Raw genomic sequence first — 17,076 nt, 5'->3', positions numbered from 1 at the left:
AGCTGTGATAGGATCATTTTTAAATGCTCAAACCTTTCTAAAAAGTCCAGCTCATCATCATTTTATATATCATCCTCAATGCGCAAGCAATCATAGATCTGTTTCAGACTACATTGAATTTTGTTATTTTGAAAAAGCTAAAAAACCTTGGTAATTTAAAATTTGAGTAAATCGTGCCACTTGATTGAATTCGGCCTGTTCGAGCAATTCAAACGTTTGCTCATCCGTTAACGCATAGAAATCATCTGCAAGCCGTTTTAACATGGCAGTCGTTTGAGTTTGTGTCAGTCCATTACTTTCACAGATATTTTTTAAAGCACGTTGTTCGGGTTCTGAAGAAATTTCAGTTAAGTCAAAAGTAATAAATAAACCTTCTGTTTTGAGCCGTTTTTGAATGGCTTGTAAAAATTCCAACTTTTGAGGGAATGCAACAAAATGTGTCACTAAAATAGAAAGCGCGGCATCAAAACTCACGATATTTTCTAATTCATGAACATCACCCAAGTGAAAATCAACACGATGATCAATATTCAAATCTTGGAGAGAAGTTCGCGCTTTATCTAACATAGCGGCTGATAAATCAGTTGCAGTGAAGTGCCAATTGGGGAAAGTTTGTAATAAGTAACCAAGTTCATAACCCGTTCCGCAACCTACTACTAAAATATGCGCAGTCTCAGGCAAATAAGTTTTTAACAATGCTTGTATTTGTTGATGAACCACCTCATATCCGGGGATCAATTTACGAATATGTTGATCGTAACCTTCTACCACTTGCTGTGAACTAAAATCTTTTGCCATAATGATTTATCCCTTTTTTATATCTCGATCAATGCCTTATCAACAGATTTATTTCATCTTTGTTTTTATTTCACAATCGGAGAAAAAATAAAGATGATCTACGCTGTTATGAAAAAATCTAATCGAGTTTAAATATGATGTCTGGTGATAATCGCTTGACTTAAAAGCTGATAGATTTCTTTTAGATCAGGACGACTAGCCTGTTCGAGTAAATGCTGATGCATTTGCAAAATATTATGATCCTCTCGAAGTGCAGGCCCTGTTTGAACTTGAACAGGGTCATATTGGGTCGCTTTTTTTGCTGTTTCCAAGATTAAAGGATAAAGCAGTGAAAAATCGACCTGTTGCTGATCTACAATTTGCTTGGCCATATCGTAGCAATAATTACTAAAATTACAGGCAAACACCGCAGCCAAATGTAAACTTAAACGCTGAGATGATGAATAATGATAAACGTGTTTACTTAGGCTATTTGCTAATTGATTTAGAATTCCTAGCGCTTGTGGTTGTTTTGCCTCTATAAACAAAGGAGTTTCAGCCCAATCAATTTCGCGTTCAAAACTAAAAGTTTGCAGCGGATAAAATACCCCTGCATTTGGATGTATATCTGATAATACGCTGAGGTCGGTACTTCCTGAAGTATGCACCATTAAAACGTCAGATAATTGTGGTGAAATAGATTGCACGACTGTTGCAATAGACTGATCACTCACTGCGAGAACAACTAAATCTATTTCTGAATTAAATTGTTTTATATCATCAATCGCTTGTGCTCCAACCTGATTAGCAAGCTTTGTTGCGTGTTCGAGATTACGACTCATGATTTGAACAATTTGATGCTGGGATGCAAATGTTTTGGCCAAATGTGTTGCCACTTTGCCTGAACCCACAAAACTAATCCTCATAACTCAACCCATTGATCGCAATAGGCTTAAGCATGCCAATAAACAAAGGGCGAATCAATCGCCCGTTGATTTAAACGCTCAACCTGTTTCTCTTTTTGACGAATATCCATCATTTATTTTGCTAGATTATACTGAGCCGCTTCTTTCTGGTCATTATTCTGAATCATGGATTGATATTCTTTATTCCTTTTCACATAGCTTTCAAACAAAACTGCTTGTTCAGTGATAAAGGCAACACCATGAATCGTGTTAAATGCTTAATATCTCATTTAATGAGTGTAAACTTTTTTGCTTTAGCAACAACTCTAACCTATTATCCATATACTTGTTATCCTTTTCTAAGACATAATCATCAACTAGCCACCGCGCCCCAAATTTTGTATCATACTGCTTTTAAATCAGGGTGCTTTTTATGACTGCTTGGACACCGCACGTTACCGTTGCCACAGTTGTTGAAAAAGATGGGCGTTTTCTATTTGTTGAAGAACATAGCGAAGGCCTCACCCATACCGTATTCAACCAGCCAGCAGGTCATATTGAATCTGGTGAAACCCTGATACAAGCTGCGATTCGTGAAACTCTTGAAGAAACAGGTCATACGGTTGAAATTTATGGCTTACTTGGTATTTATACCTATACACCGCCAATGTTTCCTGATCGGACCTATTACCGTTTTTGCTTTTTAGCGCATAGCGTCAATGTTGACCTAAATGCGACATTAGATACAGGTATTGTCCGCGCTGTCTGGATGAATCTGGATGAATTGCAGGAAACAGCTCGCGCACGTAGTCCGTTGGTCACCAAAGCCATTCAAGATGCTTTAAGCGGTCAACGCTTTCCTTTATCGCTCATTTATGAGCACCACTCTCCTTCTTTCACTTCAAATCTGGATGCTTAATCCTATGTCACAACGCGTCATCGTCGGGATGTCTGGTGGAGTCGATTCATCGGTTTCTGCTGCACTTTTACTTCAACAAGGATATCAGGTTGAAGGTCTTTTCATGAAAAACTGGGAAGAAGATGATGGAACGAAATACTGTACAGCACTAGAAGATTTGGCAGATGCCCAAGCGGTTGCCGATAAAATTGGTATTAAGCTCCATACGGCTAACTTTGCCATGGAATATTGGGATCGTGTGTTTGAGCATTTTCTTGCTGAATACGCTGCGGGACGTACCCCAAATCCAGATATCCTCTGTAATAAAGAAATTAAATTCCGAGCATTTTTAGATCATGCGATGACCTTAGGTGCAGACTTTATTGCCACAGGTCATTACGCACGTCGTGGTGAAAGTCTGCAAAACTCACGTGGTGAAAGTTATGCACCTTTATTACGTGGCGTCGACAATAATAAAGATCAGACCTATTTTCTGCATGCGGTTCATGGTCGAGAAATTAATAAGACCTTATTTCCTGTGGGCGAAATTGAAAAACCAGAAGTGCGTAAAATCGCGGAACAACTTGATTTAGCAACAGCCAAGAAAAAAGACTCGACTGGTATTTGTTTTATTGGTGAACGTCGCTTTAATGATTTTCTTAAACAATATTTACCTGCTCAACCCGGAAAAATTGTTTTGGATAATGGTCAAGAGGTTGGTGAACATCACGGCTTAATGTACTATACGCTGGGTCAACGTGGTGGTATTGGTTTAGGTGGTTTGAAGAATGCACCTGAAGGCGCATGGTTTGTACTACATAAAGATATCGCCAATAATCGACTGGTGATTGGTCAGGGTCATGAACATCCGCTTATGCAAAGCACACAGCTTTGGAGTGAGTCGATTGACTGGGTGGCAGGTGAGCAAGAGATCCCGACTTCGGGTTTTCGATGTACAGCCAAAACCCGTTATCGTCAACCTGATCAGGCGTGTACCATTTATCGTGATGAAAATACTGAAAATGGTATTCGTGTTGAGTTTGATCAACCGCAGCGAGCGGTCACGCCAGGACAAAGCGTTGTATTTTACGCCGATGAGATCTGTTTAGGTGGCGGTGTAATCTTGAACACCAATGCACCCAAACCCGATTTTATTTAAAGTATATATGAAGGAATCTTAGGCATGGTTGACACCCCTTTTCAACAGCCTCAAGCACTGAATGTACGTCAAAACCGTGCCTTGGCGCTTGCGGGTGTCTTTCAGGCCGCGCAGTTGACCCACATGACAGCGATGACAGGTCAACAAAGTATTGGTGAAAGTGGAAACTTCTACTTTGAACAACTGATTAAGGCCTGTCTCAATATACGCCCTGCTATGAATTCAAGTACGCAAACACTGGATTTCTTTCATCAACTTGCCGATATTTCACTGGGTTTAAAAACACTGGAAAGTAGTATTACTCAACCTTTTTCAAGCTCACCGAAATCGCGTTTACCTAAACTCTCAAATGCCAAGCTGCCTATGACTTATGCCATGTCATTGTTGCAACTTGAAAAGAAAGTCTACAAAAACCCAGAATATGTTGAAATTATTGAAAAATCACAGCAAAAAATTTTAAAACAACTGTCATTTTTCGATAATAACTATTTACATCCGAGTATTATTGCCAACCTTGCGCAAACCTATGTCGAGACAGCAGGTCAGATTAATCCGCGCATTATGGTTCGCGGCAACGCTGAAGCGTTCAAAGATAGCAATCACACCAACCGTATCCGAGCCTGTCTATTTACTGGATTGCAAATGGCGCATCTTTGGCGGCAGTTAGGTGGTAGCTCATGGAATATGATTTTTAGCAAACGTAAATTGCTTCAAGACATTCAAACACTCGCTCGTTTACAGTATCAAATGGTCGAACTTTGATGTTGCAACGAATTTTATTTTATATCTTTATACCCTCTCTAAATCTCTCCCTGAGGAACGACTAAAGTTCCGCAAGAGAGACTAACTTTAAGGAACCTGTATGAACGCGCTCACCGCACTCTCGCCACTTGACGGACGTTATGCAAGCAAATGTGATGCTTTACGTCCCTATCTTTCTGAGTTTGGTTTAATTCATGCTCGTGTGACTGTTGAAGTGCGTTGGTTACAAGCGCTTGCAAACCATCCAGAAATCATTGAAGTTGCAGCATTTTCAAGTGAAACCAATGCCGCTTTAGATGCCATTGTAAGCAATTTCTCTGAAGATGATGCCAATCGTATTAAAGAGATTGAACGCACTACCAATCACGATGTAAAAGCAGTTGAATACTTTTTAAAAGAAAAAATTGCGAATATTGATGAATTAAAAGATGCAGGTGAATTTATTCACTTTGCCTGTACATCTGAAGACATCAACAACTTGTCTCATGCTTTAATGCTTAAAAATGGTCGTGAAGTTTTAGTCGCTAGTATGAAACAAATTTTGAATGCGATTGCAGCTTTGGCGACGACGCATGCTGACCAACCCATGTTATCTCGCACACATGGTCAAACTGCAAGTCCAACTACGTTGGGTAAAGAGATGGCGAACGTTGCCTATCGTTTGGCTCGCCAAATCAAACAGTTCGAAAATGTTGAATTACTTGGCAAGATCAATGGCGCTGTAGGCAATTACAATGCGCACTTGTCAGCTTATCCAGAGATTGACTGGGCGGCACATGCACAAGCATTTGTTGAGTCTCTAGGTTTAGCATTTAACCCATACACTACGCAAATTGAGCCGCATGACTATATGGCGGAATTATTTGATGCACTACGTCGTTATAATACGATTTTGATCGATTTTAACCGCGATGTTTGGGGCTATATTTCTCTTGGCTATTTCAAGCAAAAATTAAAAGATGGTGAAGTGGGTTCTTCAACCATGCCACATAAAGTCAATCCAATTGATTTTGAAAACTCTGAAGGTAACTTAGGTATTGCCAATGCAGTACTCGGTCATTTAGGTGAGAAACTCCCTGTTTCGCGTTGGCAGCGTGATTTAACCGACTCTACTGTTCTTCGTAACATGGGTGTTGGTTTTGCTCAAAGCTTGATTGCCTTTGATGCTTGCTTAAAAGGGATTGGTAAACTTGAGTTAAATGCAAATCGCTTAAATGAAGATTTAAACCAAGCTCAAGAAGTTCTGGCTGAACCGATTCAAACGGTGATGCGTCGCTACAATGTTGAAAAACCATACGAAAAATTAAAAGCGCTCACGCGTGGTCAAGCAATGACCCGTGACATGATGGTGAACTTTGTCAATGGTGAGGAACTTGCTCAAGTTCCGGCTGATGAACGTGCTCGCCTTGCTGAACTGACTCCTGCAACCTATACGGGAAATGCAGCAGAACAAGCTCAACAAATCAACGATTTAATCAATAAGCTTTAATCGATATCAGTTAAAATAGAGCGGAATCATTGTAAAATGGTTCCGTTTTTTATCGCCTATTACAAACAAAAAAGAATGATTCGATATGATTGAGAAAAAATTTACCCTAAGACACTGGCTTGGCTTTCTGCTTATTTTTATTGAAATTGCGATTGCCAGCATTCATCCCCTAGAAGTTGAATCATATTTATTGCATCAAGTGGGGACTGTCTTGATGCTTATTTTATTGGTGATTAGCTTTAAAAAAATTGGCTTAGATTTTCTAAGTTTTAGTTTCTATCTGGGTTTTCTATTTATTCATATTCTGGCAGCTCATTATTTATATTCTTATGTACCTTATAACGACTGGATTAAAGCGATTTTCCATTTTGATTTAGATCATTTTTTTGGATGGCAGCGCAACATGTATGATCGTTTGGTACATTTTAGCTATGGCTTTTTGCTCTATCCATTTTTTTATCGTTGTTTTCAAGTTTGGTTTCCAACAGCCCAACCCCGTACCTTATTTTTGCTCGTCTTACAATTTGTCATGGCGTCCAGTATGGCCTATGAACTCATAGAGTGGGCCATCGCGATCGGCATGTCACCTGAAGCGGCTGAAAAATATAATGGACAACAAGGTGATATGTGGGATGCGCATAAAGATATGCTCATGGCAACGATTGGAACCATAATCTATGGTTTGGGACAATATCTGTTCAGTAAAAAGCACTCTTAATCGAGTGCTTTTAAAGATGCAGCAAAAAAATTAAAGTTTAGGATCACGCATTTGAACCAAATTACTATTCGCTTTACTCAAACTTTCCACAAATTTATTCATTACAGTTGGAATCAAATGATCCGCCAATTGCGCGGCTTGCAGTCCAAGCTTTTCACCTAAGGTTGGACGCTTACGTGTGCTAATGACATAGACATCATGTTGTGGCAATAAGCCCAAAATGTATTCATCAGATGTTTGTAATTTATCCACCAGATTTAAATCTAAAGCATCTTGTCCGTACCAATGTTCACCTGTTGCAACTTTCTCAACATTCAGTTGTGGACGATATTTCTCCACAAAATGCTTAAATAGTGCATGCGTTTGTTGCAACTCTTCTTCAAATTTGGCTTTACCTTCAGGCGTATTTTCACCAAACATGGTCACGGTACGTTTGTATTCACCCGCTGTGTACAGTTCAAAATCGACATTATGCTGTTTCAGCAAACGATTAAAATTTGGAACCTGTGCCACAACACCAATCGAACCTAAAATGGCAAATGGCGCTGAAATAATTTCACTCGCAATACAGGCCATCATATAACCACCACTCGCGGCCACTTTATCGACCACAATGGTGACATGAACCCCTGCATCACGCAGACGAACCAATTGTGCTGCTGCCAAGCCATAACCGTGTACCATGCCGCCTGGACTTTCTAAACGAACCACTACACGATCTTTTCCTGCTTTGGCAGTTGCTAATACCAGTGTAATTTCTTCACGTAGTTGTTCAACAGCAGATGCCTGAATATCACCTTTAAAATCGAGTACAAAGACTTTTTGGTTATTTTTCTTACGCGATCTGGATTCTTTCGCCAGTTGTTGAGTTAATTGTAATAGCTCAAATTTTGACGCAGTGGTTTGAGCTATTTTTTTACGCTGTTCATTCACTCGCGCGTTCAAATGGCTGACATGGAGTTCAGCGGGTAATTTAGGTAAATGAAATAGCATAAGCTGTTTATTCTCTACAGTTCCTGTTTATGAACAAAAGATGAGGGCTAAACTAGAAAATTTCAATATGACTTTTGAAAACAAGATGATATACAGCCATTTTTTCGATAAAAAAAGCACCCAAAGGTGCTTTTTCTAATAGAACAGAATCAACCAAAACGACCCGTAATATACGCTTCAGTCAACTGATGATCAGGTTGAGTAAAGACTTTTTCAGTAGAGTTGACTTCAATCAAGTCACCCAAATGAAAGTATGCAGTACGGTCAGAAACACGCGCTGCTTGTTGCATCGAGTGCGTTACAATCGCAATGGTGTACTGATTAGAAAGTTCAGAAATTAATTCTTCAACTTTTGCTGTTGCGATTGGATCAAGCGCTGAACAAGGTTCATCCATCAGGATCACTTCTGGACTGACTGCAATGGTACGTGCAATACACAAGCGTTGTTGTTGACCACCCGATAAGCCTGTTCCTGGCTGATTCAAACGATCTTTGACTTCATCCCACAAACCTGCTTTACGCAAACTATTTTCAACAATCTCTTCGAGATCGTATTTATCACGTGCCAAGCCATGTAATTTCGGGCCATAAGCAACGTTGTCAAAAATTGATTTTGGGAATGGGTTTGGTTTTTGGAATACCATACCAACTTGAGCACGTAGTAACACTACGTCCAAGTTTGGATCATAAATGTCGTGATTATCCAATAATACCTTACCCGTCACACGACAGCTATCAATCGTATCATTCATACGATTCAGGGTACGTAAGAAAGTTGATTTACCACAACCAGAAGGTCCAATAAAAGCAATCACTTCATTTTCATAAATACTGATATCAATGCCTTTAATCGCTTCGCTATCACCATAATAGACATGCACATCATTAGCACTGAGCTTGACGTTTTGCTTTGTTTCTTTTTTTGGACTCGTCTGAGTATCAAACTGTGAAACAAATGAAGTCTGACGTTTTGGTTCCGTTTCAGCACTGGTAAATTGCTTTTGATCAGAATTCACTGTTTTATCCTTTTCTAAGGCATTTGTTGTATCAATAGTATTCATCATCTCACCCTCTATTACCAACGCACTTCGAATTTTTTACGTAACCAAATTGCGAGGCTGTTTAAACCAATCATCATTGCCAAGAGTACAATAATGGCTGCTGCGGTACGTCCTTCAAAGAAGTTACGTAATTCATTACCCTGCCATAAGAAAATTTGAACAGGTAGGGCTGTTGATTGATCCAGTGGACTGGTAGGAATACTTGCGACGAAAGCACTCATACCAATTAAAAGTAACGGCGCAGTTTCACCCAAAGCCTGAGCCACACCAATAATTGCACCAGTTAAAATACCCGGCAATGCCAATGGCAACACATGATGGAATACCACTTGCACCCGTGAAGCTCCTAAACCAAGCGCAGCTTGACGAATCGATGGTGGAACAGCTTTCAGGGCAGCACGCGTCGTAATAATAACGGTTGGAAGCGTCATCAAGCTGAGGACCAGACCACCAACCAATGGGGCAGATAAAGGTAAATGCATCCAGTTAATAAAGATCGCAGCGCCAAGCAAACCAAATACAATCGACGGAACCGCAGCCAGATTATTAATATTGACTTCAATGACATCGGTCATCACGTTTTGTTTCGCAAACTCTTCCAGATATACCGCACTGGCAACACCAATTGGGATCGAAATAAAGATCACAATCAACATCATAAACAGCGAGCCCATAAATGCACCGGCTAAACCACTGGTTGCAGGCGAACTACGAGAGTCTGGATTAGTGAAAATATTGGTATTAAATGAATGTGTAAGTACGCCATTTTTATCAAGTTGATCGGCCAATTGACGCACTTCTGGACTCAATTGTTGTTGATCATCTGGCAAACTACGATCGATCTTACCTGTTAACCAGACATCGACATTGGCATCTGCTAGGAACTTGATATCTTCACGCTTACCAATCAGTGATGGATCCTTAAAGACCATATCACGTAAGCGATAAGATTCAGAGCTAGTGTACAAACTACTTAAATCATCACGTTTTGAAGCTAAAGATGGATCTTTGGCAATCAAACCATTTACGATTAATGCATCCCAATCGACCATACCCATTTTGGTTTGCCACTCAATATAGCGTTCCTGAAAATGGGCTGGTGTTTCCCCTGACGCCTGTACAGGTTTAGGGCCTGCCTCAATGAGAGTCGGATCGAAATAAACAGGAACGGTCATACTCGTTTGCCAAAAAGCAGGTAAACCTTTTGCCAAGATACTACCAAATAACAGGGCAACAAATAACAGACCAATCACAACCGCAGAAAAACCAAATAATCGAAATGTCGTTTCTTTGCGATGGCGTTTTGCCAAAGACTTTTGAATCGTATTCTTACGTTTTTCGCGTAATTCCGCGGCAACTTGTGGATCAAAACTATTTTGATCCAAAGGTGTAGAAGTATTTGATGTACTCATTCGTATTGCTCGCGATATTTACGCACAATATAAAGTGCAACAATGTTAAGACCCAAAGTGATTACAAACAGCGTCAAACCTAGAGCAAATGCAACCAGCGCCTGAGGACTTGCGAAATCTGTATCACCTGTTAATTGGTTGACAATCGTGACTGTCACAGTAGACACTGCTTCTAATGGATTGACATGAAGTAAAGGACTATTCCCTGCTGCCAGTACCACGATCATGGTTTCACCAATGGCGCGGGAAGCAGCCAATAAGAATGCACCAATAATGCCGGGCAATGCTGCTGGAATCACCACCTGACGAATCGTTTCAGATTTAGTCGCGCCAAGTCCAAGTGAACCATCACGTAGTGCACGTGGAACCTGAGTAATGATGTCATCCGAAAGTGAAGATACGAATGGGATAATCATAATGCCCATCACAAAACCCGCGGTGAGCGCACTGGTGGCATTGATATTAATGCCAACCAATTCACCCGCCATTTTAAAGAATGGGCCAATAATCATCAGGGCAAATACACCATACACAATGGTCGGAATACCCGCCAAAATTTCAATGGCTGGTTTTGCCCATGAACGCAACGTAGGAGAAGCATATTCAGCCAGATAAATTGCGATCATCAAACCAATCGGCACTGAAACCAGTAAGGCAATACCACTCACCATGAGGGTACCCCAAAGTAGTGGTAATAGACCGTAACTACCTTCTGCACTACCTGATGTACTAAAACCTGGATTCCACTCAGTACCAAAGAAGAAGTCGAGTGGGCTCACGAAAGAGAAAAATCTTAAGGCTTCACTAAACATTGACATCACAATGCCAAGTGTCGTCAGAATCGCTACACCCGAGCAAAGTGCAAGCGTGATATTAATAATTTTTTCAACTTTATTACGTGCTCTAAAATTCTCTGCAACACGTTTTTTTGCAATCAATAAACCAACGATCGCAGCACAAAGCACTACCGCAAGTTTGGCATATGACCCAATGGTTTGTACTTTAGCGAGTTGCGCTGCGGCGGCAAGTTCGTAAGCAGCGGGTTGATCGGTAACACCGAAACCAGAAGCAATTGCTTTGACACGATTCATCAATACTTCAATGCTGGCTTGATCCATTCCTGCCAAAGTTGCGGCTGGAACTTGATCCAAAACGACATGCTTTAAAATATTGGGTTCGACCAAATTCCAAACAATCAAAATTAAAAAAGCAGGGATACCACACCATAACGCGACCAATGCGCCATAATAGCCCGGTCGTGAATGTAATAATGCAGAGTTATTTCCCTTACCTGCTAGGCTGCGACTTTTGCTCAACCCAATTTGATAAGCTATGGCAATGAGTGCCAATAGCACGCCAATCAATAGCAGATTCATGTAATCTCCACCGTTTTCTCAATTTTCATTCTTTGAAAAAACCCAGTTAAACATCTTGCTAGACAAAAAGCTGATGAAGGTATCACACCGACATCAGCTCTCATTTTCAATCTATTATTTAACAGATTTACCTGCTTTAAAGTCTGCCAGTACTTTTGCACGTTCTGAATCAGACATTGAAATCAAGCCCGCTTTTTCAAGTTTAGAACCTTTACCTGAAGTCTTTTTGTTCAGGAAGAATTCTACATATTGCGGTAAGCCTTTAATTGATTTCACATGCTCGCCTTTCACATAGAAGAATAAAGGACGAGATACAGGATAACTACCATTCAAAATCGTTTTTTCAGAAGGTGCTACGTTGTTTACAGTTGCAACACGAAGCTTGTCACGGTTTTGGTCATAGAAACCTAAGCCAAATACGCCAACTGCGCTAGGAGAGGTTTTTAAACGTGCCAGAGTTTCAGTATAGTCGCCTGCGATTTCAATCACACGACCATCCTTACGAAATGCTGAACAAGCTTTTTTCTGTTCTTCTTTGTCCATTTTTTTGAAGTAATCGTAAGCTTCACAGCCCGCTTCTACCATTTTCTCTTGGAATACTTCGCGAGTACCGTGGTTAGATGCAGGAATCACCAAAGTAATCGGTTCATTTGGAAGTGATTTATCAATCTGGTTCCAACGCGTATATGGGTTTGCGACCAATTGACCATTTGATGGTAGTTTTTCAGCAAGCGCAGCAAAAACAAAGGCTGGTTTTAATTTATAAGCCGCTTTGTTTGAGTTTGATGCAAATACAATACCATCATAACCAATTTTGATTTCTTGTACTTGGTTCACGCCTGCTTTTTTACAAGCAGCTAATTCTGTATCTTTAATTTTACGTGATGCGTTTGCAATATCAATCGTGTTATCGCCAACACCTTGACAGAACTGTTTTAGACCACCAGACGTACCACCAGAACCGACTACTGGAGTTTTAAACTGTGGGAAAGTATTACCAAACTCTTCTGCAACAACACTTGCATAAGGTAAAACAGTGGATGAACCAGCGATCTGAATCGTATCACGGGCTGCATTCGCAGTTGTCGCGATAGCGGCCCCAGAAACTGCAAGTGCAATGGCAAGTTGACGTGGATTTAAGCGCATGCTCTTCTCTCTTTATTTAGCTTAAGTGGGTACATCACTGGGTAAGTGAATGTGTGTACTTTCGATACATGCATTTTGATTTTAAAATATGACAATTAGGTGACAACTTGATGACGCTTTTGTGATAATTCAACCCTAAACTTTGATTTTTATAAAATTCTTTTAATTTCAATATGTAACTTCAATTTTCAATATAAGCTTTGTATTTTTATTTATCCATTAAAATGTAATATTTCATTATTCTGTCATAAAAAAGGCCACCGAAGTGACCTTTTCATAATCATAAGACTTAATCAATCGCAGGTGTATAAGTTCCTGCAACGATGTCATCTTTAATACGACCACTTTCAGCAAGCACCAGTGCCAATAAGCTTTTCACATTATCCAGTGTTGCCACTGGGCTAAGTGTCGTCATTTTTAAAGACTGAACTTGCCCAACTTTAGTTACACCAATATTGGCATCGCCACGCGCAAATAATTCATCGGCAACGTTTTGATTCAGACTATCGATAAATTCAACAGGATAATCTTGAGGCACAACACGGAACAATACTGAAGCAAATTGTGGTTCTACCAAAAGCTCAAGCCCATCTGTTGCTTTAATATAATCAGCAACTTCACGAGTAAGCGTCACACCATGATCAATCATGGAGCCATAAAGTTCTTCACCCAAGGCTTCCACAGTCATCCAGAGTTTTAAGGCATCAAAACGTCGAGTCGTTTGCAATGATTTAGAAACCAGATTTGGTACACCATGTTCTTCATCGTAAGCAGAGTTTAAATATTCTGCTTCATAATGCATAAAGCGATAATTCGCTTCATCTTTCAATAAGAAAGCACCACAGCTAATGCTTTGGAAATAATGCTTATGGAAGTCTAAAGTGATCGAATCGGAGAGTTCAATACCATCTAGCATATCACGATGTGCATTAGATAAAATCAATGCACCTCCCCAAGCAGCATCAATATGCATCCATGCACCATATTTATGGGTGATTTCACGGATTTTCTTGACTGGATCAATCGCACCTGCATCGGTTGTACCCGCAGTTGCAACCACACATGCCACGATTTTGCCTTCCGCTTGTAAATGCGCCATGGTTTTTTCAAGCGCATCCACATCCATTTGGGCATTGTCATTCACAGGAACGGTCACTACCGACTGAAAGCCCATGCCCATCATCGCCATGTTCTTTTGCACAGAGAAATGTGCATTTTCAGAACAAATGACTTTAACGTTTTTCATGGCTTCCGCAGGAATACCATCACGTTGGACTGACCACGGCTGACCGTTTTCATTTTTCCAATTTTTGGAAATACACCAGTCACGCGCCAGTAGGACACCCATCAAATTGGACTGCGTACCACCTGAGGTAAACACGCCTGCTTGACCAGACCCATAACCAACCTTTTGACGTAACCAGTCAATCAATTGCACTTCCATCAAAGAACCCGCAGGGCTTTGATCCCAGGAATCCATCGACTGGTTAGTCGCATTGATGAGTACTTCCGCAATTTGGCTAGTCACCATCGTTGGACAATGCAAATGTGCAAGAGAATATGGATGGTGTACCTTTAAGCTTTTGTTGAGAAATAACTCAACCATACGACTTAAAGACTGGTGTAGCCCCATCCCTTCTTTTGAAGGATTAAAAGAAATCGCTGAACGCAACTCTTTAATGCTCCCACCTGTATACATTTTGTCATTTTGCAACCATGCAGCAACGGCTTTCACCGCCTCATCCATTGCTGACTGATAGTCAGCAATAGAACCAGCATCATTGCAGAGTAACGCTTTACGATGTTCTGCAAAATCAACCATGCGATTAGCCTCGAACTGCTTTAAGTGCTTCACCCATTGCTTTTTTGAAACGCGCAAGCACTTCAACACATTCATCCTGAGAGATGATCAGTGGACAAAGTAAACGAATCACGGTACCGTTACGACCACCTTTTTCAAGCAATAGTTTATTGTTGAAACAAGCGGTTTGAATGGCAGCAGCCAATTGTGCATCAGCTGGACGTGAACCAATACGATCTACTGGTTTACGTTCATCTACGATTTCAACACCAATCATCAGACCGCGACCACGCACGTTACCAATACATGGAAATTCCTGAGCCAATTTTTTCAATTCAGCTTGCAGGTAATCGCCACGCTCTTGTGCATTTTTGGCTAGGTTTTGTTCTTTAATGGTATTTAACACCACTAAACCTGTACCCATTGCCAATTGGTTACCACGGAAAGTACCAGTATGACCCGCAGGTTGCCATGCATCAAATTTACGTTTAATACCTAATACAGCAAGCGGTAAACCACCACCCACAGCTTTTGACATGACGACCACATCAGGCTCAATACCTGCATGTTCAAAAGCAAACATTTTGCCTGAACGTGCAAAACCAGCCTGAACTTCGTCCAGAATTAAAACGATATTGTGCTTTTCAGTCACTTCACGGATTTTTTGCAACCATTTCACTGGTGCAGTCACGACACCGCCTTCACCTTGAATTGCTTCAAGAATCACGGCAGCAGGCTTGGTGACACCGCTTTCAACATCTTCAATTAAGTTTTCAAAATAATAAGTTAATGCATCAACACCCGCTTCACCACCAAGTCCTAATGGACAACGGTACTCATGCGGATATGGCATAAACTGTACGCCCGGCATTAAATTATTCACGGCATTTTTAGCACTGAGATTCCCTGTCATTGCAAGAGAACCATGCGTCATACCATGATAACCGCCAGAGAAACTAATCACCGAGCTACGCCCAGTATAAGTTTTGGCAAGTTTAATCGCCGCCTCGGTCGCATCTGCACCAGATGGACCACAGAACTGTAAGCAATATTCTTCCTGACCGCCAGGCAAGTAAGAGAGTAATGCTTCAGTAAATGCATCTTTCAAAGGAGTTGTTAAATCTAAAGTATGTAAAGGCAAACCACTTGCTAAAGTGTCTTGAATACTTTGAATCACCGCAGGATGATTGTGGCCTAAAGCCAGTGTCCCCGCCCCCGCTAAACAGTCAAGGTATTGTGTACCTTCAACGTCTGTAACCCAACAGCCTTGCGCTTTGGCAATGGCTAACGGTAATTTACGCGGATAACTACGAACATTCGATTCCATCTGACTTTGGCGAGTCAAGTAGTATTCGTTAGTTGAATGGGTGGCAGGATTTACAGAATTAACGCTCATATCGAATTACCATCTCTGATATGGGTTGAAAGAAATAAGTCTGGTGACTTGCGGTCCTTTGACTCGGTGCTTGTAGGATCTAGTTAGGCAACATTTGCTTTCTTATCACTAGGAGGGCGATGATACCCTTTTTTGTATAAAAATAAAGACCTTTTGGTCTATAATTTCATGCAGATAGATCAAAAAAAATAAATGCCTAACTCCTTGAACAATTTATAATCATACTATGTGACAAGCGAAAGAAAATACGCTTTTTTTATCTACTATTTTGCTTTTGATAAATTTAACATTTATTTTATCATCAAGAATAATTAAACATATGATTTTTAATAGCTTAACTGTCAATATATAGATTCTAATTACATCTAAATTATTACAAACTCTCCACAAAAGATGTTTAAGTTCTACATCACTGATCATTAAGATAGATTGAGATAAAAACAATTTTTTATTTTATATTCTAAGGAGATGTTATGCGCCATTTATTATTGGGCAGTGTATTACTTTCTGCGAGCATGAGTCCTGCTGTATTTGCAGCAGAAAATGAGTCGCTTAACTATAATGTCGTGAACGTTCAGGCAGAAGCATCCCGTCAGGTGTCCAATGATGAAATGCATGCCACACTTTATATTGAAAAAAGTAATAAACAACCTGCTGCATTGGCTACACAAATTAATCAACTGATGAATGAAGCGATGGCAGTCTCGCGTAAATATCCACAGGTTAAAGTAGAAACAGGCGCGCAAAGCACTTATCCAGTTTATGACAATGACAGCAGTAAGTTTAAGGAATGGCGTGGACGTGCTGAAATCCGTCTGGAAAGTAAAGACTTTAAAGCTGCAAGTCAGTTGATCAGTGAATTACAACAAAACTTCCAGACCCAATCGATCAATTTTACAGTCTCGGATGAACAACGTAAAAAAGTTGAAAATGAGCTCATGGTGGAAGCATCCAAAAACTTCCAGCAACGTGCGCTAGTGATTACACAGGCATGGAATAAAAGTAGCTATAATTTGGTCAATTTAAATTTAAATACCAATAATTATTTCCCACAGCCCATTATGATGCGCGCCAGTATGGCAAAATTTGCGACGGCTGAAGCTGCTCCTGCACAAGATGTGGCAGCAGGTGAATCTAAAATTACAGTCAGTGCAAATGGTACGATTCAGTTTAAATGATTAAA

Annotated in this window: 15 protein-coding genes; 6 read left to right on the top strand and 9 right to left on the bottom strand. The window is 40.4% G+C overall.

Annotated elements, in window-relative coordinates; translation table 11 throughout:
• Positions 1-123 precede the first annotated feature (123 nt).
• Both J500_RS00635 and J500_RS00630 read right to left on the bottom strand, forming a co-directional pair.
• Positions 124-798 carry a class I SAM-dependent methyltransferase gene (locus J500_RS00635; RefSeq protein WP_004996965.1) on the bottom strand — a complete coding sequence of 225 codons (675 nt, stop codon included), beginning with the start codon at positions 796-798 and terminating at the stop codon, positions 124-126.
• 128 nt (positions 799-926) lie between these two features.
• Positions 927-1,703 carry a Rossmann-like and DUF2520 domain-containing protein gene (locus tag J500_RS00630; protein WP_034697688.1) on the bottom strand — a complete coding sequence of 259 codons (777 nt, stop codon included), beginning with the start codon at positions 1,701-1,703 and terminating at the stop codon, positions 927-929.
• Positions 1,704-2,115: 412 nt separating this feature from the next.
• Between J500_RS00630 and J500_RS00625 the strand changes: the two genes are divergently transcribed.
• The 5 genes from J500_RS00625 to J500_RS00605 all read left to right on the top strand — a co-directional run bounded on the left by J500_RS00625 (position 2,116) and on the right by J500_RS00605 (position 6,708).
• Positions 2,116-2,601 carry an NUDIX hydrolase gene (locus tag J500_RS00625; RefSeq protein WP_004996960.1) on the top strand — a complete coding sequence of 162 codons (486 nt, stop codon included), beginning with the start codon at positions 2,116-2,118 and terminating at the stop codon, positions 2,599-2,601.
• A 4-nt stretch (positions 2,602-2,605) separates the two neighbouring features.
• A complete protein-coding gene (gene mnmA, locus J500_RS00620) occupies positions 2,606-3,739 on the top strand; it encodes a tRNA 2-thiouridine(34) synthase MnmA (RefSeq protein WP_004988349.1) in 1,134 nt (377 codons plus the stop codon).
• A gap of 24 nt (positions 3,740-3,763) precedes the next feature.
• On the top strand, positions 3,764-4,501 hold the full coding sequence (gene hflD / locus J500_RS00615; protein WP_004988352.1) for a high frequency lysogenization protein HflD: 738 nt from the start codon (positions 3,764-3,766) through the stop codon (positions 4,499-4,501).
• 100 nt (positions 4,502-4,601) lie between these two features.
• Positions 4,602-5,990 carry an adenylosuccinate lyase gene (purB, locus tag J500_RS00610; protein WP_004988359.1) on the top strand — a complete coding sequence of 463 codons (1,389 nt, stop codon included), beginning with the start codon at positions 4,602-4,604 and terminating at the stop codon, positions 5,988-5,990.
• Positions 5,991-6,075: 85 nt separating this feature from the next.
• Positions 6,076-6,708, top strand: a complete 633-nt coding sequence (locus J500_RS00605; RefSeq protein WP_004988360.1) for a DUF2238 domain-containing protein — start codon at positions 6,076-6,078, stop codon at positions 6,706-6,708.
• Between the two features lie 30 nt (positions 6,709-6,738).
• Here the strand turns inward: J500_RS00605 and sohB are convergent, their stop codons facing one another.
• The 7 genes from sohB to J500_RS00570 form a co-directional block, all read right to left on the bottom strand.
• Positions 6,739-7,701: a protease SohB gene (sohB, locus tag J500_RS00600; RefSeq protein ID WP_034697684.1), complete on the bottom strand. Its 963-nt coding sequence runs from the start codon at positions 7,699-7,701 to the stop codon at positions 6,739-6,741.
• Positions 7,702-7,850: 149 nt separating this feature from the next.
• Positions 7,851-8,765 carry a phosphate ABC transporter ATP-binding protein PstB gene (gene pstB, locus J500_RS00595; protein ID WP_370684998.1) on the bottom strand — a complete coding sequence of 305 codons (915 nt, stop codon included), beginning with the start codon at positions 8,763-8,765 and terminating at the stop codon, positions 7,851-7,853.
• An 11-nt stretch (positions 8,766-8,776) separates the two neighbouring features.
• Positions 8,777-10,174, bottom strand: a complete 1,398-nt coding sequence (gene pstA / locus J500_RS00590) for a phosphate ABC transporter permease PstA (RefSeq protein ID WP_034697679.1) — start codon at positions 10,172-10,174, stop codon at positions 8,777-8,779.
• The gene (gene pstC, locus J500_RS00585) at positions 10,171-11,550 is read right to left on the bottom strand and encodes a phosphate ABC transporter permease subunit PstC (RefSeq protein WP_004988369.1); all 1,380 of its coding nucleotides are present in this window, start codon (positions 11,548-11,550) and stop codon (positions 10,171-10,173) included. The genes pstA and pstC overlap by 4 nt, the downstream gene beginning before the upstream one ends.
• Positions 11,551-11,664: 114 nt before the next feature.
• Positions 11,665-12,696, bottom strand: a complete 1,032-nt coding sequence (locus J500_RS00580) for a substrate-binding domain-containing protein (protein WP_004996950.1) — start codon at positions 12,694-12,696, stop codon at positions 11,665-11,667.
• Between the two features lie 289 nt (positions 12,697-12,985).
• The gene (locus tag J500_RS00575; RefSeq protein WP_004996947.1) at positions 12,986-14,518 is read right to left on the bottom strand and encodes a pyridoxal phosphate-dependent decarboxylase family protein; all 1,533 of its coding nucleotides are present in this window, start codon (positions 14,516-14,518) and stop codon (positions 12,986-12,988) included.
• A gap of 4 nt (positions 14,519-14,522) precedes the next feature.
• A complete protein-coding gene (locus tag J500_RS00570; RefSeq protein WP_004988376.1) occupies positions 14,523-15,893 on the bottom strand; it encodes a diaminobutyrate--2-oxoglutarate transaminase in 1,371 nt (456 codons plus the stop codon).
• Positions 15,894-16,366: 473 nt separating this feature from the next.
• On the opposite strand from J500_RS00570, the gene J500_RS00565 reads away from it, so the two are divergent.
• The gene (locus J500_RS00565; RefSeq protein WP_004996945.1) at positions 16,367-17,071 is read left to right on the top strand and encodes an SIMPL domain-containing protein; all 705 of its coding nucleotides are present in this window, start codon (positions 16,367-16,369) and stop codon (positions 17,069-17,071) included.
• Positions 17,072-17,076: the final 5 nt, after the last annotated feature.

Origin of the sequence: Acinetobacter sp. 479375, from assembly GCF_000581715.1 — a bacterium.
Lineage (GTDB): Bacteria > Pseudomonadota > Gammaproteobacteria > Pseudomonadales > Moraxellaceae > Acinetobacter > Acinetobacter ursingii.
This window is presented reverse-complemented; position numbering and strand designations above follow the sequence as displayed.

Bases quoted from the DNA above. Each gene is read 5' to 3' on its own strand.
- pstC (WP_004988369.1), bottom strand. From the start codon at position 11,550: ATGAATCTGCTATTGATTGGCGTGCTATTGGCACTCATTGCCATAGCT.
- J500_RS00575 (WP_004996947.1), bottom strand. From the start codon at position 14,518: ATGGTTGATTTTGCAGAACATCGTAAAGCGTTACTCTGCAATGATGCT.
- J500_RS00625 (WP_004996960.1), top strand. From the start codon at position 2,116: ATGACTGCTTGGACACCGCACGTTACCGTTGCCACAGTTGTTGAAAAA.
- J500_RS00580 (WP_004996950.1), bottom strand. From the start codon at position 12,696: ATGCGCTTAAATCCACGTCAACTTGCCATTGCACTTGCAGTTTCTGGG.
- J500_RS00635 (WP_004996965.1), bottom strand. From the start codon at position 798: ATGGCAAAAGATTTTAGTTCACAGCAAGTGGTAGAAGGTTACGATCAA.
- J500_RS00605 (WP_004988360.1), top strand. From the start codon at position 6,076: ATGATTGAGAAAAAATTTACCCTAAGACACTGGCTTGGCTTTCTGCTT.
- purB (WP_004988359.1), top strand. From the start codon at position 4,602: ATGAACGCGCTCACCGCACTCTCGCCACTTGACGGACGTTATGCAAGC.
- mnmA (WP_004988349.1), top strand. From the start codon at position 2,606: ATGTCACAACGCGTCATCGTCGGGATGTCTGGTGGAGTCGATTCATCG.
- pstA (WP_034697679.1), bottom strand. From the start codon at position 10,174: ATGAGTACATCAAATACTTCTACACCTTTGGATCAAAATAGTTTTGAT.
- J500_RS00570 (WP_004988376.1), bottom strand. From the start codon at position 15,893: ATGAGCGTTAATTCTGTAAATCCTGCCACCCATTCAACTAACGAATAC.
- J500_RS00565 (WP_004996945.1), top strand. From the start codon at position 16,367: ATGCGCCATTTATTATTGGGCAGTGTATTACTTTCTGCGAGCATGAGT.
- pstB (WP_370684998.1), bottom strand. From the start codon at position 8,765: ATGATGAATACTATTGATACAACAAATGCCTTAGAAAAGGATAAAACA.
- hflD (WP_004988352.1), top strand. From the start codon at position 3,764: ATGGTTGACACCCCTTTTCAACAGCCTCAAGCACTGAATGTACGTCAA.
- J500_RS00630 (WP_034697688.1), bottom strand. From the start codon at position 1,703: ATGAGGATTAGTTTTGTGGGTTCAGGCAAAGTGGCAACACATTTGGCC.
- sohB (WP_034697684.1), bottom strand. From the start codon at position 7,701: ATGCTATTTCATTTACCTAAATTACCCGCTGAACTCCATGTCAGCCAT.